This is a genomic window from Anaeromyxobacter dehalogenans 2CP-C, assembly GCF_000013385.1.
GTDB classification, from domain to species: Bacteria; Myxococcota; Myxococcia; order Myxococcales; family Anaeromyxobacteraceae; genus Anaeromyxobacter; species Anaeromyxobacter dehalogenans_B.
This window is the reverse complement of the sequence record NC_007760.1, coordinates 2,636,425-2,652,899: the sequence shown is the minus strand read 5'-3', so window position 1 is coordinate 2,652,899 and position 16,475 is coordinate 2,636,425. Positions and strand designations below refer to the sequence as shown.

Sequence of the window (16,475 nt, the reverse complement as noted above, 5' to 3'; positions counted from 1 at the left end):
GCAAGCGCGCGCACGTGCGGAACGTCGTGTGCGCCTCCGGACCACCCGCCGCGGCGCCGGGATCGTCGCCGCCGGGGAACTCCCCGCGATCGCCTGAGCTTGGGCCCGCCGGAACGGCTGGCTTGACGCTCCCGGACACGCTCGTCTATACGTCCGCATGCTCAACCGCGACGACCTCCGCCTGGCGCTGACGTTCGACGACGTCCTGCTCCTCCCGGCCGAGTCGGACGTGCTCCCGAAGTCGGTCGAGACGTCCACGCGACTCACCCGCAACATCCAGGTCAACATCCCCATCGTCTCGTCCGCGATGGACACCGTCACCGAGGCGCGCATGGCCATCGCCATGGCGGCGGTCGGCGGGCTCGGCTTCATCCACAAGAACCTCACCGTCGAGGACCAGGCGGCCGAGGTGGTGAAGGTGAAGAAGTACGAGTCGGCGGTGGTCACCGAGCCGATCACCGTCGAGCCGGACGCGCCGCTGCACCGGGCCGTGGCGCTCATGCGCGAGAACGGCATCAGCGGCATCCCGGTGGTGCAGGGCGGCCGGCTCCTCGGCATCCTCACCAACCGCGACCTGCGCTTCGAGAAGAACCTGGAGCAGCGGGTCGAGCAGGTGATGACGAAGGACCTCGTCACCGCGCACGAGGGCGTCACCATCGAGCAGGCGAAGGAGCTGCTGCACCGCCACCGGATCGAGAAGCTGCTGGTGGTGAACGAGCGCTACGAGCTCCGCGGCCTCATCACCATCAAGGACATCGAGAAGATCCAGAAGCACCCGAACGCCGCGAAGGATCGGATGGGCCGCCTGCTCTGCGGCGCCGCGGTGGGCGTGGGCGCCGACCGCGAGGCGCGGATCCAGGCGCTGCTCAAGGCCGGCGCCGACGTGATCGCGATCGACACCGCCCACGGCCACTCGAAGGGCGTGGTGGACGCGGTGCGCTCCACCAAGGCGAACTTCAAGGGCATCGAGCTGGTGGCAGGCAACGTGGCCACCGCCGAGGCCGCCGAGGCGCTCTGCAAGGCCGGCGTGGACGCGGTGAAGGTGGGCATCGGCCCCGGCTCCATCTGCACCACGCGCGTGGTCGCCGGCGTCGGCGTGCCGCAGATCACCGCCGTGGACGAGTGCGCCCGGGCCGCCGAGAAGTACGGCGTGCCGGTCATCTCCGACGGCGGCGTGAAGTACTCGGGCGACATGGTGAAGGCGCTCGCCGCCGGCGCGTCGTCGGTGATGATCGGGTCGCTGCTGGCCGGCACCGAGGAGGCGCCGGGCGAGGTGATCCTGTACCAGGGCCGCAGCTACAAGTCGTACCGCGGCATGGGCTCGATCGGCGCCATGAAGCTGGGCTCGAAGGACCGCTACTTCCAGGGCGACGTGTCCGACGCGGACAAGCTGGTGCCCGAGGGCATCGAGGGCCGCGTGCCGTACAAGGGCACCGTGGAGATGAACCTGTTCCAGCTGGTGGGCGGCCTGCGCAGCGGCATGGGCTACGTCGGCTGCCGGACCATCGCCGAGCTGCGGACGAAGCCGCGGTTCGTCCGCATCTCCGCCTCCGGCCTGCGCGAGAGCCACGTCCACGACGTGATCATCACGCAGGAGGCGCCGAACTACCGGGTCGACTGACCCTCCCTCCTCACGCCGCGGCCCCGCCGGGCGGGGCGGCGCGGCCGGGCCGACATGGACATCCACTCAGAGAAGATCCTCATCCTCGACTTCGGGTCGCAGTACACGCAGCTCATCGCGCGGCGGCTGCGCGAGCTGGGCGTCTACTGCGAGATCCACCCCTGCACCGCGAAGGCGGAGGCGATCCGCGCGTTCCGGCCCCGCGGCGTCGTGCTCTCCGGCGGCCCCGCCTCGGTGCTCGCCGAGGGCAGCCCGCGCTGCGACCGGGTGGTGTTCGAGCTGGGCGTGCCGGTGCTGGGCATCTGCTACGGCCTGCAGGTCTTCGCCGCCGAGCTGGGCGGCCGGGTGGACCAGGCGGCGCACCGCGAGTTCGGCCCCGCCACCATCGAGGTGAAGGCCACCTCGCCGCTGTTCCAGGGCCTGCCGGCCACGCTCGACGTCTGGATGAGCCACGGCGACCGCGTCGAGGCGCTGCCGCCCGGCTTCGAGCCCATCGCCGCCTCGCCCTCGGCCCCGTTCGCCGCGGTGGAGGACCGCGCCCGCCGCTTCTACGGCGTGCAGTTCCACCCCGAGGTCGTCCACACGCCGCGCGGCAAGGACGTGCTCCGCAACTTCGCCTACGGCGTGTGCGGCTGCTCCGGCACCTGGTCGATGCGCGGCTACGCCGAGGCGGCGGTGGAGCAGATCCGCGCCCAGGTGAAGGACGGCCACGTCATCTGCGCGCTGTCGGGCGGGGTGGACTCGGCGGTGGCGGCGCTGCTGGTGCACCGGGCCATCGGCGACCGGCTGCGCTGCATCTTCGTGGACAACGGCGTGCTCCGCGCCGGCGAGCGCAAGCAGGTCGAGGACGTCTTCGGCGCGATGTTCCACCTGCCGCTCGTGACCGTGGACGCCTCGCGGCGCTTCCTCGGCGCGCTGGCGGGGGTCACCGACCCCGAGCGGAAGCGCAAGATCATCGGGCACGAGTTCATCGCGGTGTTCGAGCAGGAGGTGGAGCGGCTCGCGGCGCACGGCGCGCGCGCGAGGTTCCTGGTGCAGGGCACGCTCTACCCCGACGTGATCGAGTCGGTGTCGTTCCGCGGCCCCTCCGCCACCATCAAGAGCCACCACAACGTCGGCGGCCTGCCCGAGAAGATGAACCTCGCGCTGGTCGAGCCGCTGCGCGAGCTGTTCAAGGACGAGGTCCGCGAGCTCGGCCTGGAGCTCGGCCTGCCCGAGGCCATCGTGCGGCGCCAGCCGTTCCCGGGCCCCGGCCTCGCCATCCGCGTGCTCGGCGAGGTCACCGAGGAGCGGCTCTCGGTGCTGCGCCGCGCCGACACCATCGTGCAGGAGGAGGTCCGCGCCGCCGGCCTGTACGAGAAGCTCTGGCAGGGCTTCGCGGTGCTCCTGCCGGTCCGCAGCGTCGGCGTCATGGGCGACGAGCGGACCTACGAGTCCACCTGCGCGATCCGCGCGGTGGAGTCCACCGACGGCATGACCGGCGACTGGGCGCGCCTGCCGTACGACCTGCTGGGCCGCATGTCCTCGCGCATCATCAACGAGGTCCGCGGCATCAACCGCGTGGTCTACGACATCTCCTCCAAGCCGCCCGCGACCATCGAGTGGGAATGAGCCCGGCCGCCGCGGCGGCCTCCGGGCCGCCGCGCGCCGTGGTGGGAGCAGGTGGGCGCTCCTGCGCGCCGCCGACGGTCGGTGAACGTGGGATTGCCGCGTCGTTTGCTCAAGGGACGATCGCGGCTATCATCGCGCGCGAACTGGAGGCCATACGATGGCGCGAGCGTCCCGGGTCCTCGCGGTGCTTCCGCTGCTGCTGCTCGCGGCGGGGTGCCAGGACTACAACTTCAATCCTGTCGGCCACTGCCTGATCCAGCCGGGCTCGGAGCGCGTGACGCTCTCGAGCATCTCGACCGCGGACGTGCTGTTCGTGGTGGACGACTCCGGCTCCATGGCGGGCGAGCAGGAGAAGCTCGCGCAGAACTTCGCCGCGTTCATCCAGAACCTGGACCAGACGAACACGTCCCGGCGCGGCGCGGGCCTCGAGCCCATCGACTTCCACGTGGCGGTCACCACCACGTCGGTCTTCTACAACGGCCCGCTGTCCGGCGTGACCTGCCGGAACGACTGCCCCGGCGCCGCGGGCCAGCAGGTGTGCTGCGAGGCGCCGAGCGGCGTGCCCACCGGGCCCATGAAGGGGCCGCGGGCGTGCACCAGCGACGCCGCCTGCGCCGGCATCGCCGGCACCACCTGCAAGACCACCTGCACCGGGCTGCTCGGCGAGGGCTACTGCTGCGGCGCCGACTCGGTGGCGCCGGCCGTCGATGCCATCGGCTGCTCCGCCCTGGGCACCGCCTGCGGCAGGGTCGAGACGCACTACCGCTTCGACGGGCGCTGCTCGCCGGGCCTCTCGGCCGACGGCCAGTACTATCCGCACGGCGCGTTCGTGAGCCTGGGCGACAGCCCCCGGGTGCTGCACTTCGACAAGGAGCTTTACCCGCAGCTCGATGGGACCGGCCTCCCCATCCGCGATCCGGCGCTGCCCGCGTGCAGCGACGGCAGCAAGGTCTGCAACCGCCAGGGCTACACCGCGACCCAGCTCAAGGACTGGTTCGCCAGCAACCGCTCCGGCACGTGGCAGGGCAACGTCATCGCGGGCACCTGCGGCTCCGGCCAGGAGCAGGCGCTCGAGGCCGGCCGGCTCGCGGTGGAGAAGGCGCTCACCGGGCGCCAGGTGGATCGCCGCGACGCGAGCGGGAACGTGGTGGCCTCCGCGCCGGCGTCCTGGCTGCACGACAACTCCAAGCTGGTGACGGTGTTCGTGGGCGACGAGGACGACTGCTCGTCGCCGCAGGATCCCAGCGGCGGCGTGGTGCTGAGCGGCGGGCCGGGCTCCGACTCCTGCGTGGCCGACGCGTCCTCGGCGACGCCCAAGCAGTTCGCGGTCTCGCAGATCGTGGACTACCTCACCGGCCTCGGGCGCCCGGTCGGCGCCGGCTTCATCGTCTCCACCTCGCAGAGCGTCTGCCAGGACGCGTCCTGCGCCCCCGGCATCTGCTGCGACTACGCGTGCACCGGCAGCAACCTGACCTGCACCAACAACGTGTGCGGCGGCCAGGCGCCGGGCTCCCGCCTGCTCGAGGCGTCGCAGCAGCTCCGCGCCAAGGGCGCCGACGTGGTCGCCGGCTCGATCTGCGATCCCAACTTCGCGCAGATCCTCGACCGCATCGCCGACATCGTGAAGCCGCCCTCGGGCCTGCTCCTGCCCACTGATCCCGCCGGCAGCGACATCGTGCTGCTGCGCATCGCGAGCCAGAAGGGCGACACGCGCAAGACGTGCCGCGGCCCGGCGCCCTCGACGCTCACCGCCACCGAGGCCGAGGCGGCGGGCTGGGACTGGTGGTTCACCGCCACGCGCGAGCAGATCAGCGCCGACCAGCGCAAGCCCACCGGCGCCACGCGGAACATCTACATCAACCACGCGACGCAGAACTGCGAGGCGAACCCCGGGGAGACCTACTCGGCGGACTATCTCGGCCGGCTGCCCGCCGGCGGCTGCCTGACGCGGACCGAGTGCGCCGGCGCGCTGGGCGGCAAGGCGACCGACTGGACCTGCTACGCGGGCGGCGACGTCGGCTCCTTCGTCCAGCCGACCTCGTCCGCGCCCGGCACCTGCGTGTGCGGCGACCAGGGCGCCGGCTCGTTCTAGCCCTGGTGGCCCCGTCTGGGGCCGGGGTCGGGCGGGCGCGGCCGCAGCAAGCGCTCCGCTCGCCCTGAGCCCGCCGAAGGGCGGGCAGAGACCGGTCGATCCCCGGTCGCCTGCCCGTCCGCCGCGGGGTCACGTCACGGCAGGTGAACCTCTCCAGGGGCGCAGCCAAGCGGGACGCATCCCGGCATGCTTGCCGGATGATCTGCGCGCTGCTCGCCGCCGCCCTGGCCGCCACGGCTGCCCCCCAGGAGCCAGCCCTCCGGGACCTGCTGGAGCGCTCCGACGCGGCGTACGCGCGCCGCGACGAGCCCGGCGCGCTCGACGAGGTGCGCGCCACGCTCGAGGACGCGGGGCGGCGCGCGCCCGACGACTACGAGGTGCTGTGGCGGCTCGCCCGGCTCGACTTCTGGCTCTCCGACGACCCGGCGCTGAAGGACTCCGAGAAGAGCCGCCTCGGCAAGCAGGGCTGGGAGTACGGCGAGCGCGCCATCCGCGCGAACCCGGCGCGCGTCGAGGGCTGGCACTTCGCGGCGGCCGGCATGGGCAACTACTCGCTCGGCATCGGCATCTTCAAGGCGCTGACGCAGGGGATCGAGGGGAAGTTCAAGGACCGCCTCTCCCACGCCGAGAAGATCGATCCCGGGTTCCAGCACGGCTCGATCCAGACGGCGTGGGGGCGCTTCTGGTTCAAGCTCCCCTGGCCGAAGTACGACGCGAAGAAGAGCGAGCGCGCGCTCCACGCCGCGCTGGCGCAGAACCCTGACAACGTGCGCGCGCGCGTGTACCTGGCCGACCTCTACCGGAAGGAAGGGCACGGGCGCGAGGCGAGGGAGCAGCTCGAGAAGGCGCTGGCATCGGAGCCGGGCCGTTATGACCCCCCCGAGGAGCGACGGTGGCAGCAGGTCGCGCGGGGCATGCTGGAACGCAAGTGAAAGCGAGGACGCGATGATCGCCGAGGCGGAGCTCAGGAAGGGGGCGCCCGACGCCCAGAACCTCGTCTCGCTGTTCGAGGCGCAGGCGCGCCGGCGCGGCGACGCGACGGCGGTGAAGTTCAAGTCCGGAGGCGCCTGGCGCGACGTGAGCTGGGCCGAGATGGCCCGCCGCGCGCGCGACGTGTCCGACGGCCTCGCGTCGTTCGGGCTCCGCGCCGGCGATCGCGTCGCCATCATCGGCGACACGAACCTCGAGTGGATCCTGGCCGACCTGGGGATCCTCGGCGCCGGCGGGATCACCGTCACCATCTACCAGTCCAACACGCCCGCCGAGTGCCAGTACATCCTGGCCGACTCCGGCGCGCGCTTCGTGTTCTGCGACTCCGCGGCGCAGGTGGCGAAGATCCGCGAGGTCCGCGGCAAGCTCCCGGCGCTGGAGGGCCTCGTGCGCGCGCAGGGCCCGGCGGCCGACGCGTTCGAGCGGACGCTCGCCGACGTGGAGCGCGCCGGCGTGGCCTGGCGCGCCTCGAACCCCGACGCGCACGCGGCGCGGCTCGCCCGCATCCGGCGCGACGACCCGGCCAGCTTCATCTACACCTCCGGCACCACCGGCAACCCGAAGGGCGTCGTGCTCACGCACGGCAACTGGGTCTACGAGGCGCTGGCGGTGGAGGGCCTGAAGGTCGTCCGCCCCGACGACCTCATCCTGATGTTCCTGCCCATGGCGCACTCGTTCGCCAAGGTGATCGAGGCCGTCTGGTTCAGCACCGGCGCCACCGGCGCGTTCGTCGAGTCGCTCGAGAAGATCGTGGACAACGCCGGCGAGGTCCGGCCCACGGTGATGCCGTCGGTGCCGCGCATCTTCGAGAAGGCCTACAACACCGTGATCACGAAGGGGCTCGCCACGCCCGGCCTCAAGGGCAAGCTGTTCAAGCTCGCCCTGGAGGAGTTCGAGAAGTACGCCGCGGCGAAGGAGCAGGGGAAGGACTACTCCTCGCTCGGGCTCACCATCGGCCGCAAGCTGGTGTTCCCGAAGCTCTCCGCCACGCTGTCCGAGCGCTTCGGCGGGCGGATGCGCCTGTTCGTCTCGGGCGGCGCGCCGCTCTCGCCGAAGATCGCCCACTTCTTCGACCAGCTCGGCTTCGTGATCCTGGAGGGCTACGGCCTCACCGAGACCTCCGCCGGCACGTTCGTGAACCGCCCCGGCGCGAACCGGATCGGCACGGTGGGACCGCCGGTCCCCGGCACCGAGGTCCGCATCGCCGAGGACGGCGAGATCATGGTGCGGGGACCGTGCGTGATGAAGGAGTACTACAACAACCCCGCCGCCACGGCCGAGGTGCTCAAGGACGGTTGGCTCGCCACCGGCGACATCGGGTTCGTGGACGAGGCGGGCTGCCTCAAGATCACCGACCGCAAGAAGGACATCATCGTCACCGCCGGCGGGAAGAACGTGGCGCCGCAGAACCTCGAGAACGAGCTGAAGACCGACCCGCTCGTCTCGCAGGTCATGGTGCACGGCGACAAGCGCAAGTTCCTCTCGGCGCTCATCACGCTCAACGAGGAGAACGCGCGCAAGTGGGCGAGCGACCAGGGCCTGCCCGCCGGCGAGGGGCTGCACCGCGATCCCCGGCTGCGCGCGCGCATCCAGCAGTCGATCGACGCGCTCAACGCCCGCCAGGCGAGCTACGCGACCATCAAGAAGTTCGAGATCCTGCCGCGCGACTTCACCCAGGCGACGGGCGAGCTGACGCCCACCTTGAAGGTGAAGCGCAAGGTCGTCACGCAGCAGTACCAGGCCCTGCTCGACTCCTTCTACGCCGAGTAGCCGTCGCCCCCACGAGGCGGTCGCGCCCCGGGGCAGCGAGTGCTTAACTGACCCCGGGGTGCCAGGTCGTGCGGCCGCCCGGCGAGGGGATCATGGAGCAGAGCGGGGTACGGGTCCTCCTCGTCGAGGACGACGACGACAACCGGGAGCTCATGGCGGAGGTGCTCACCGCCTCCGGGTGCCTGGTCCTGTCCGCCGCGAGCGGGCAGGAGGGGCTGAAGACCCTCTCCGAGCACTCCATCGACGTGGTGGTCACCGACGTCGGGATGCCCGGCATGGGCGGGCTGGAGATGGCCCGGGCGGCGAAGGCCATCGCGCCCACCGTCCCGGTGGTGATCGTCACCGGCTGGGCCGAGCGCGACGACATCGCGCGGGCGCGTGGCCGCGACGTGGACGCGGTGCTCATCAAGCCGGTCGATCCGGACGCGCTCACCGCCGCGGTGAACGACGCCGTGCAGACGCACGGGCGCGCGTAGCGGCCGGTGCCGGGGCCGGCTTGACACTCCCGGACCCGCCCAATACGTTGCCGTCTCCGCAGGCTTGATTCTGGAATCAGCGGCCGCCGAGCGGCTCCGAGGGTCCGAGATGGCAGTGTCCACCGTGAAGGAAGTCTTCGAGCATCACATCCCGGCGAAGCTCCAGGCGAAGCCGGACGTCGTCACCCGGATCGCGGCGGTCTACCAGTTCAACATCAGCGGTCCCGGCGGCGGCACCTGGGGCGTGGACTGCACCGCGCCCGGCGGGAAGGTGAGCGAGGGCGCGCCGCCCAGCCCGAAGTGCACCGTCGCCGCGACCGAGCAGGACTTCCTGAACATCGTGAACGGCAAGCTCAACCCGCAGATGGCCTTCATGTCCGGGAAGCTGAAGATCCAGGGCGACATGGGCCTCGCCATGAAGCTGCAGCAGATCCTCGTCTGATCCCGGGCCACGGGCGTGGCGCTCCCGCTCGCCGGCGTCCGCATCCTCGACCTCACCCGGCTCCTCCCCGGGCCGTACGCGACGCTGGTCCTCGCGGATCTCGGCGCGGACGTCGTGAAGGTGGAGGATCCGCAGGGCGGCGACTGGCTGCGCTGGATGCCGCCGCTCGCGGGCGAGCAGTCCGGCGCGTTCCACGCGCTCAACCGCAACAAGCGCTCGCTCGCGCTCGACCTCCGCCGGCCGGAGGGCGTCGAGACCTTCCTGCGGCTCGCGGCGCGCGCCGACGCCGTCGTCGAGTCCTTCCGGCCCGGCGTGCTCGACCGCCTCGGCGTCGGGTACGAGGCGCTGCGCGCCCGCGCCCCCGGCCTCGTGCTCTGCTCCATCTCCGGCTACGGGCAGGACGGCCCGTACGCCGGGCGCGCCGGCCACGACCTCGACTACTGCGCGGTGTCGGGCGTGCTCGCCGCGAACGGCCCGCCCGACGCGCCGCGGCCGCTCGGCGTGCAGGTCGCGGACGTGGCGGGCGGCGCCTGGCCCGCGGTGGCCGGCATCCTGGCGGCGCTCCTGCGGCGCGCGTCCACCGGCGAGGGCGCGCACGTGGACGTGTCGATGACCGAGGGCGCGCTGGCGCTGCTCGCCATGCCGCTCGGGATGGCGTGGGCCCGCGGCGCGCCGCTGGCGCGCGGCCGCGAGCTCCTCGACGGCGGCGCGGCCTGCTACGGCGTGTACCGCACCCGCGACGGCCGCTTCGTCGCGCTCGCCGCGCTCGAGCCTTCGTTCTTCGCCGCGTTCTGCGAGGCCGTGGGCCGGCCGGAGCTCGCCTCGCGGCAGTGGGACGAGGGCGGCGCCGGCCTGCGCGCCGAGCTGGAGGCGCTCTTCGCGGCGCGCACGCGCGACGAGTGGGCCGCGTTCGCGGCGGCGCACGACGCGTGCGTCGCGCCGGTGCTGGAGGGCGACGAGCCGCGCGCCGACCCGCAGCTCGCCGCGCGCGGCGCGTTCGTCGAGGTGGACACGCCGTGGGAGGGCAGGGCGCTGCCCGCGGTGGCGTCCCCGGTGCGGCTGCGCGGCGAGGCGGCGCCGCTCCGGGCCGCGCCCCGGCTGGGCGAGCACGGCGAGGCGGTGCTGGCGGAGGCCGGGTTCTCGCCCTCGGAGATCGCGGCCTTGCGGGCGGCGGGCGCGCTCGGAGCGTGAACCCGCGCCCGCGCCGCGGCGGGGGCGCTGGCACTTTCGGTTGACAGCCGTGGAGCGGCCGACCAAGTTCGGGGCCGGATGCGCGCGCTCCTCGCCGCCGGGCTGGCCCTGTTCCTGGTCTTCGCGGCCGGGGGTCACCACGCGCACGCACCCGGCCCGCACGGCGCCGATCACTGCGCCGTGTGCGCGGTGCGGAGCGCCGACGTCGCGCACGACGAGACCCCCGACGTCGCGCCGCGCCCCGTCCTCGAGGACGTGGTCGAGCCTGCGCGCGGCCTCGCACCCGTGCTGGGCGCCCCGCTCGGCGCCGTCCCCGGGCAGTCACCTCCGCGGAACGCGTAGCCCCCATCGGCTCCGCATGAGCGCGCACCTCGTCGCGCGCGCTCGATCCATTCCGCGTAACATGGCGCGCCGCGCGCGCGCCGAGGTGCGTCATGCGTTCACTGATCGTGGCGAGCGTGCTCGCCGTGTCCGCCGTCCCCACCGCAGGTTCCGCGCAGTCGTCCGGCGCGGCCTCCCCGCCGTCCAGCCCCCCCGCGCAGCAGGACTCGAAGCAGCTCGAGGCCGAGATCGCGAAGGAGCTGGGCGCGTCCGCCGCCGCGCCGGCGCCCACGCCGCAGACGCCTCCTGCGGCCGGCGGCGCCGCCGCGCCGTCCACCGGCGGGAGCCCGTACGCGCGGCTCCTGCTCCTGCCCGACGTGAGCGCCATCGGCTCGGCCTCGCTCGCCTACGACTCGTACGACGTCGAGAAGCGCTCGCCGCGCGGCGGCCCGTTCAGCCCCGCCGAGAAGCCGGCGTTCGCGTTCGAGGAGCTCGAGCTCGGGCTGCAGGCGGTGGTCGATCCGTACGTCCGCGCCGACGTCTTCCTGTCGTTCACCGAGGCCGGCGCCGGGGTCGAGGAGGCCTACGTCACCACCCTCGCGCTCCCCGCCGGCCTGCAGGTCCGCGCCGGCCGCATCTACAGCCCGTTCGGCCGGCTCAACCTGCAGCACCCGCACGCCTGGGAGTTCGTGGACGCGCCGCTCGCGCGGGAGCGGCTGCTCGGAGAGGAGTCGCTGGGCGGGCCCGGCGTGGAGGTCGCCTGGCTGGCGCCGCTGCCCTGGTTCTCCGAGCTTCGCCTCGCCGGACAGAACACGACGCTCGTCGAGGATGCGCCCTCGGAGCTGACCGGCGTGGCCCGCCTGCTCAACTACGTGCCGATCGGCGAGGCGGCCACGCTCGGCCTGGGCGTCTCCGCCGCCCGTCGCGGGGAGGGCACCGCCGGCGCGTTCCGCGACCTCGGCGGCGCCGACGCGTACCTGCGCATCCGTCCGCCCGCCGGCCGCGCCTACCTGGCGGTGCAGGGCGAGGTGTACGCGCGGAGGTTCCGGGGCGCCGCCGCCGACGCGAACGGCGGGGGCACCGAGACCGGCTGGTGGACGCAGGCGTTCTGGCGGCAGAACGCGTGGTGGGGCTACGGCGTGCGCTACGAGCGCGCGCCGTCCGCGGGCGAGGCGCCGGCCGGCACCGAGCAGCGCGCCAGCGGGCTCGTGACCTGGTTCCCGTCGGAGTTCCAGCGGCTGCGGCTCCAGGTCGGCTGGGACCGGCTGCCCGGCGGCGGAGGAGGCCTCGAGGCGCTGCTCCACGTCGAGTTCGGCATCGGGGCGCACGGCGCCCACCCGTTCTAGGAGGAGACCAGCCATGACGACTCGCACGCTCGCCTTCCTCCTGGCCCTCGTCCCCTCCCTCGCCCTCGCCGGCCCCCGCGTCGTGACCACGACGGAGGGGCTCGCCGCGCTCGTCCGCGAGGTCTCCGCCGGCCGCGCCTCGGTGGAGAGCCTCTCGCGCGGCTCGCAGGACCCGCACTACGTGGACGCGAACCCCATGCTGGCGGTGAAGCTCCGCAACGCCGACCTGCTCGTGGACGTCGGCCTCGACCTCGAGATCGGCTGGCTGCCGCCGCTCGTGAACCAGTCGCGGAACGCCGCCATCCAGCCCGGCGGCGCGCGCCGGCTCACCGCCGCGTCCGCGGTGCAGGTCCTCGACGTCCCCACCGGCCCGGTGGACCGCAGCCGGGGCGACCTCCACCCCGCCGGCAACCCGCACTTCCTCACCGACCCGCGCCGCGCGCTCCAGGTCGCGACCGCCATCGCCGCGAAGCTCGGCGAGCTCGATCACGCCGGCGCCGCCGCCTACCAGGGCGCGCTCGCCGCGTTCCGGACGAAGCTCGAGGCCGACATGGCGCGCTGGCAGGCGACGCTCGCGCCGGTGAAGGGCAAGAAGATCTTCTCGCAGCACCGCACGCTCACGTACTTCCTCGACTGGAGCGGGATCGTGTCGGCGGGCGAGATCGAGCCGCGCCCCGGCGTGCCCGCGCCGCCCGCCTACCTCGCCGAGCTGGTCCAGCGGGCGCAGCGCGAGCAGGTGAAGGCGATCGTGGTGGAGAACTACTACGACACGAAGTCCGCCGAGGTGGTGGCGCGCCACGCCGGCGCGAAGGTGGTGCGCGTGCCCGGCGACGTGGGCGGCGAGCCCGGGGTGAAGAGCTACGAGCAGTGGATCGAGGCGCTCGTCGGGCGTGTCGCGGGGGCGCTCCGGTGAGCCCAGGCCCCCTCGTCGCGCTCGAGGGCGCGACCGTCGGCTACGGCCGGCGCCCCATCCTCGAGCGCGTGGACCTCGCCGTCGAGGCCGGGGACTTCCTGGCCGTCGTCGGCCCGAACGGCGGCGGCAAGACCACCCTGGTGCGCTCGCTCCTCGGGGCGCTCCCGCTGCTCGCCGGGCGCCGAACGCTGCGACCCGGCGTGCGCGTCGGCTACGTCCCCCAGCGCGACCACGTCGATCCCGTGTGGCCGTTCACCGCGGGAGAAGTGGTGCTGATGGGCCGGGTCCCCGCGCTCGGGCCCGGGCGCCGCCCCGGCCCCGCCGATCACGAGGCGGTGCGGGCCGCGCTCGCGCTCGTCGGGATCGAGGCGCTCGCCGGGAGCGCCTACGGCGAGCTGTCCGGCGGGCAGCGCCAGCGCACGCTCATCGCGCGGGCGCTCGCCGCCGAGCCCACGCTGCTCGTGGTGGACGAGCCCACCAACGGGATGGACCCGTCCGCCGAGCTCGCCACGATGGATCTCCTCCGCGACCTGCACGAGGGCGTTCGGATCGCGATCGTGATGGTGTCGCACCGGCTCGAGGCCGTCGCGAACTACGCGCGGTCGCTCGCGTTCGTGGACAAGGACCAGGCGCTGTTCCGCGTCGGGTCCGTCGAGCAGATGCTGCGGCCCGAGGCGCTCGGGGCGCTCTACGGCCGGCCCGTGGCGGTGCGCGAGCTCGACGGGCGGCGCCTCGTGTACCCCGTGAACGGGCAGGTGCGGCGGTGAGCGCGTTCGAGACGTTCCTGTCGGCGCGCGAGATCTGGGAGGTGCCCCTCGCGGCGTCGATCGTGGCCGGCGCGCTGCTCGGCGCGCTCGGCGTGTACGTGGTGCTGCGGCGGACCGTGTTCGTGTCCGCCGCGCTCACGCAGGTGTCCACCCTCGGGCTCGTGCTCACGCTGCTCGTCGAGGAGCGGGTGCACATCGAGACCGAGCACGCCACCGAGCAGCTCGCCGTCGCGATCCTGTTCTCGGTCGCCGGCGCGCTCGTGCTCGGCGCGCTCCGGCCGCGGCGGCTGCCCGCCGAGGCGACCGTCGGCGCCGCCTGGGTCACCGCGTCCGCGCTGGTGGTCCTCGGGGTGAGCCAGCTCGTGCACGCCGCCCACGACCTCGGCGGCATGGTGTTCGGCAACGCCGTGGCCGTGCCCGCCGGCGACCTCGCCGTGATCGTGGTGGTGGCCGCCGTCTGCACCGCCGTGCACCTCGTGTTCGCGAAGGAGCTCGCGTTCGCGTCGTTCGACCCCGAGACCGCCCAGGCGCTCGGGCTGCGGGTGAAGCTGTGGGACGCCCTGCTGTTCCTGACGATCGGGCTGGCGATCCCCGTCACCGCGCGGGCGCTCGGCGCGCTGCCCGTGTTCGCGTTCCTGACCCTGCCCGCCGCGGCCGCGCTGCTGCTCAAGGTCGGGTTCCGCCCCGCGTTCGCCGTCGCCGCCGGCCTCGGCGTCCTGGCGGCGGGCGGCGGCTACGTGCTGTCGTGGGCCTGGGAGATCCCCACCGGCGCGACCATGGTGGCGCTCGCCGCGCTGTTCCTGGTGCCCGGCGCCGTGCTGCGGAGAGCGGGAGGGTGAGGCCGCCGGCGAGGCCCCTCCGAACGCATTTCGGCGCGGTGCGAAAAGGTCTTGACCGAAACCGGCCCGGACTGTAGAAACCCGCCTCGCTTCGACACTTTCCCACCTGACGCGGGGTGGAGCAGCCAGGTAGCTCGTCGGGCTCATAACCCGAAGGTCGCAGGTTCAAATCCTGCCCCCGCAACCAGTTGATTCAGCACCGAGACGGCCGCCCACCAGGGTGGCCGTTTCGCTTTTCAACTGCAGGGTTGCGCGCACGCGGCCGCTCTCGGCCTCGGGCGTCAGCGTAACCGACTCGACCACGGACTGAAGGCCAGCGCGTGCCTGCGCGGGGTGCCTCTTCGCGAGGTCGTCCAGGCCTTCCAGCGCCGCGAGAACCTGTCGCACGGAGACCGCCGGGCGCTTCGGCGCGGGCGCCGCGCGGGTGAGCTGGGCGCGCAGTTCGCGGAGCTTCGCCTCCTCGTTCTGGAGCCTCCGCGCGAGCGTGTCCGAGAAGCCGATGCGCGCGAGGGCGTCAGCGACCTTCTCGGCTCGGACCTCGGCCGCACGGACTTCGGCCGCGAGGTCGGGGGCGTGGCTCTCGGCAGCGCGCTCCGCGAGAACCTCGGCGACCCAGCGTTCGATGTCCGGCGACGCAAGGTGCGTGCGCAGGGCCGAGAGCACCGCCGCGTTGAGCCCAAGTTCACTCGTGGTCGTCGCGTTCGCGCAGGCGCCCGGGCCGCGGGAGTGACGGACGGAGCACCCGAACTGCGAGTAGACCACGCCACCCTTCTTCCGCTGGGACACGATGGAGAGCGCGCCGCCGCAGACGCCGCAGCGCAGGAGGCCTGAGAGCATGTGGGGCGAGGTTGAGCGCTTCCTTTCGCCGTGGTCCTGCGCCGTGCGGGCGTGGCGCGCTTGGACCTGGGCCCAGGTCTCCCGGTCCACGATAGCCAGCTCGGGGCGCTCGACGCGCACCCACTCGGCCTCGGGGCGCTCGACGTAGCGGCGCTTCCCGGTGGTCGGGTCCTTCGTCCACTTGCGCCGGTTCCAGACGAACTGGCCCGCGTAGCGCTCGTTGCGGAGCATCGAGAAGAGCAGGCTCTTCGACCAGCCCGGCGCCTTCTTCTTCGTCGCGCCGTCCGCAGGGGCGGTCTGCCCCGAGAGCCACGCCAGGATGGAGCCGAGCGTATCGCCCTTCGCGTAGCGCGCGAAGATGCCGCGGACCACCTCGGCCTCGTCGGCTTCGATGACGGGCACGGCGCGAGGGTGTGCGGGGTCCTGGGGCGTCGGCTCGGGGACCGTGCGGTAGCCGTAGCAGGAGCCGCCGGTCCAGAACCCTCCGAGCGCGCGGCCTTCCAGGCCCCGGTGCGTCTCGGTCTTGACGAGCTGCAGGAACGTGTCGTTCACGAGCGCGAGGGCGCCGAAGGTCAGACGCGCGCCCGCGGCGTCGGACGCCATGCCCGTGGTCGCGTCAATGACGCGCACGCCGACGGAGGCGAGGTCGCTGAAGATGATGTTCCAGGTGTGCCCGAGGTCGCGCGAGAGGCGCGAGAGGTCGTCCACGATGACGGCGTCGAACGCCCGCCGCTTCGCCTCGCGGAGGACGGCTTGCAGGCCCGGCCGCGCGGTCGAGGCGCCCGACAAAGCCGCGTCCTGATGCACGGCCACGACGGCTAGGGCACGGGCCTCGGCGAAGGCGCGGCAGCGTCGGATTTGGTCGTCGATGCTGCGCGCGTCCTGCTTGTCGGTGGAGAAGCGGGCGTAAAGCGCGGCGGTCTTCATCGGGCGGCGGCCTCCTTGGCGCCCTGATCATCGCTGCCGAGATCGTCCTCGTCTAGGAGGTCCGCCGCGATGCTTGCGAACGCGCGCCAGAAGAGGCGCAGGGCCTCGGGCTCGGGAGGCTCGCCGACCACCTCCACGTCCGGCTCGGGGGCCAGGGCCTTCACGGCTTCGGCCTGGAGACCCGCGGCGGCACGCGCACCGCGACCTTCTGCGGGCGCGGCTTGCGCGCCTTCAACGGCAGGGCGAGCTGGACCGGCGGGAACCAGAGCGGCAGGGCGAGCTGGGCGGCGGCGACGCGGCGCATGAGACCGTTACGTGCAGGAAGGTCTCAC

At 73.3% G+C, this 16,475-nt stretch carries 16 protein-coding genes and 1 tRNA gene; 14 read left to right on the top strand and 3 right to left on the bottom strand.

Features of this window, described 5'->3' with window-relative positions:
* Positions 1-157: 157 nt before the first annotated feature.
* The 14 genes from guaB (at position 158) to ADEH_RS12090 (ending at position 14,566) form a co-directional block, all read left to right on the top strand.
* Complete coding sequence (gene guaB / locus ADEH_RS12155; RefSeq protein WP_011421401.1) at positions 158-1,621, top strand: IMP dehydrogenase; 1,464 nt, start codon at positions 158-160, stop codon at positions 1,619-1,621.
* A gap of 54 nt (positions 1,622-1,675) precedes the next feature.
* On the top strand, positions 1,676-3,232 hold the full coding sequence (gene guaA / locus ADEH_RS12150) for a glutamine-hydrolyzing GMP synthase (RefSeq protein WP_011421400.1): 1,557 nt from the start codon (positions 1,676-1,678) through the stop codon (positions 3,230-3,232).
* A gap of 157 nt (positions 3,233-3,389) precedes the next feature.
* Positions 3,390-5,324, top strand: coding sequence for a hypothetical protein (locus tag ADEH_RS12145; RefSeq protein ID WP_011421399.1), 1,935 nt, complete (start codon positions 3,390-3,392; stop codon positions 5,322-5,324).
* Positions 5,325-5,521: 197 nt separating this feature from the next.
* The gene (locus tag ADEH_RS12140; protein ID WP_011421398.1) at positions 5,522-6,256 is read left to right on the top strand and encodes a tetratricopeptide repeat protein; all 735 of its coding nucleotides are present in this window, start codon (positions 5,522-5,524) and stop codon (positions 6,254-6,256) included.
* A 13-nt stretch (positions 6,257-6,269) separates the two neighbouring features.
* A complete protein-coding gene (locus ADEH_RS12135) occupies positions 6,270-8,084 on the top strand; it encodes an AMP-dependent synthetase/ligase (RefSeq protein ID WP_011421397.1) in 1,815 nt (604 codons plus the stop codon).
* 92 nt (positions 8,085-8,176) lie between these two features.
* Positions 8,177-8,560: a response regulator gene (locus ADEH_RS12130; RefSeq protein WP_012525575.1), complete on the top strand. Its 384-nt coding sequence runs from the start codon at positions 8,177-8,179 to the stop codon at positions 8,558-8,560.
* 109 nt (positions 8,561-8,669) lie between these two features.
* Complete coding sequence (locus ADEH_RS12125) at positions 8,670-9,002, top strand: SCP2 sterol-binding domain-containing protein (RefSeq protein WP_011421395.1); 333 nt, start codon at positions 8,670-8,672, stop codon at positions 9,000-9,002.
* 15 nt (positions 9,003-9,017) lie between these two features.
* A complete protein-coding gene (locus ADEH_RS12120; RefSeq protein WP_011421394.1) occupies positions 9,018-10,193 on the top strand; it encodes a CaiB/BaiF CoA transferase family protein in 1,176 nt (391 codons plus the stop codon).
* Between the two features lie 78 nt (positions 10,194-10,271).
* Positions 10,272-10,535, top strand: coding sequence for a hypothetical protein (locus ADEH_RS12115; RefSeq protein ID WP_011421393.1), 264 nt, complete (start codon positions 10,272-10,274; stop codon positions 10,533-10,535).
* Between the two features lie 92 nt (positions 10,536-10,627).
* The gene (locus ADEH_RS12110; protein ID WP_011421392.1) at positions 10,628-11,860 is read left to right on the top strand and encodes a hypothetical protein; all 1,233 of its coding nucleotides are present in this window, start codon (positions 10,628-10,630) and stop codon (positions 11,858-11,860) included.
* A gap of 13 nt (positions 11,861-11,873) precedes the next feature.
* On the top strand, positions 11,874-12,773 hold the full coding sequence (locus tag ADEH_RS12105; RefSeq protein ID WP_011421391.1) for a metal ABC transporter substrate-binding protein: 900 nt from the start codon (positions 11,874-11,876) through the stop codon (positions 12,771-12,773).
* Positions 12,770-13,540: a metal ABC transporter ATP-binding protein gene (locus tag ADEH_RS12100; protein ID WP_011421390.1), complete on the top strand. Its 771-nt coding sequence runs from the start codon at positions 12,770-12,772 to the stop codon at positions 13,538-13,540. The genes ADEH_RS12105 and ADEH_RS12100 overlap by 4 nt, the downstream gene beginning before the upstream one ends.
* Positions 13,537-14,379, top strand: coding sequence for a metal ABC transporter permease (locus ADEH_RS12095; RefSeq protein WP_011421389.1), 843 nt, complete (start codon positions 13,537-13,539; stop codon positions 14,377-14,379). Before ADEH_RS12100 ends, ADEH_RS12095 begins: the two co-directional genes overlap by 4 nt.
* Before the next feature lie 110 nt (positions 14,380-14,489).
* A tRNA-Met gene (locus ADEH_RS12090) sits at positions 14,490-14,566 on the top strand.
* Here the strand turns inward: ADEH_RS12090 and ADEH_RS22775 are convergent.
* From ADEH_RS22775 to ADEH_RS23110, 3 genes are read right to left on the bottom strand one after another with little or no spacing between them, the layout of a single operon-like run.
* Positions 14,545-16,143 carry a recombinase family protein gene (locus ADEH_RS22775; protein WP_011421388.1) on the bottom strand — a complete coding sequence of 533 codons (1,599 nt, stop codon included), beginning with the start codon at positions 16,141-16,143 and terminating at the stop codon, positions 14,545-14,547. The two genes, ADEH_RS12090 and ADEH_RS22775, sit on opposite strands and share 22 nt — an antisense overlap.
* On the bottom strand, positions 16,140-16,307 hold the full coding sequence (locus ADEH_RS23115) for a hypothetical protein (RefSeq protein WP_157061358.1): 168 nt from the start codon (positions 16,305-16,307) through the stop codon (positions 16,140-16,142). Before ADEH_RS23115 ends, ADEH_RS22775 begins: the two co-directional genes overlap by 4 nt.
* Positions 16,304-16,447, bottom strand: coding sequence for a hypothetical protein (locus tag ADEH_RS23110; protein WP_157061357.1), 144 nt, complete (start codon positions 16,445-16,447; stop codon positions 16,304-16,306). The genes ADEH_RS23115 and ADEH_RS23110 overlap by 4 nt, the downstream gene beginning before the upstream one ends.
* Positions 16,448-16,475: the final 28 nt, after the last annotated feature.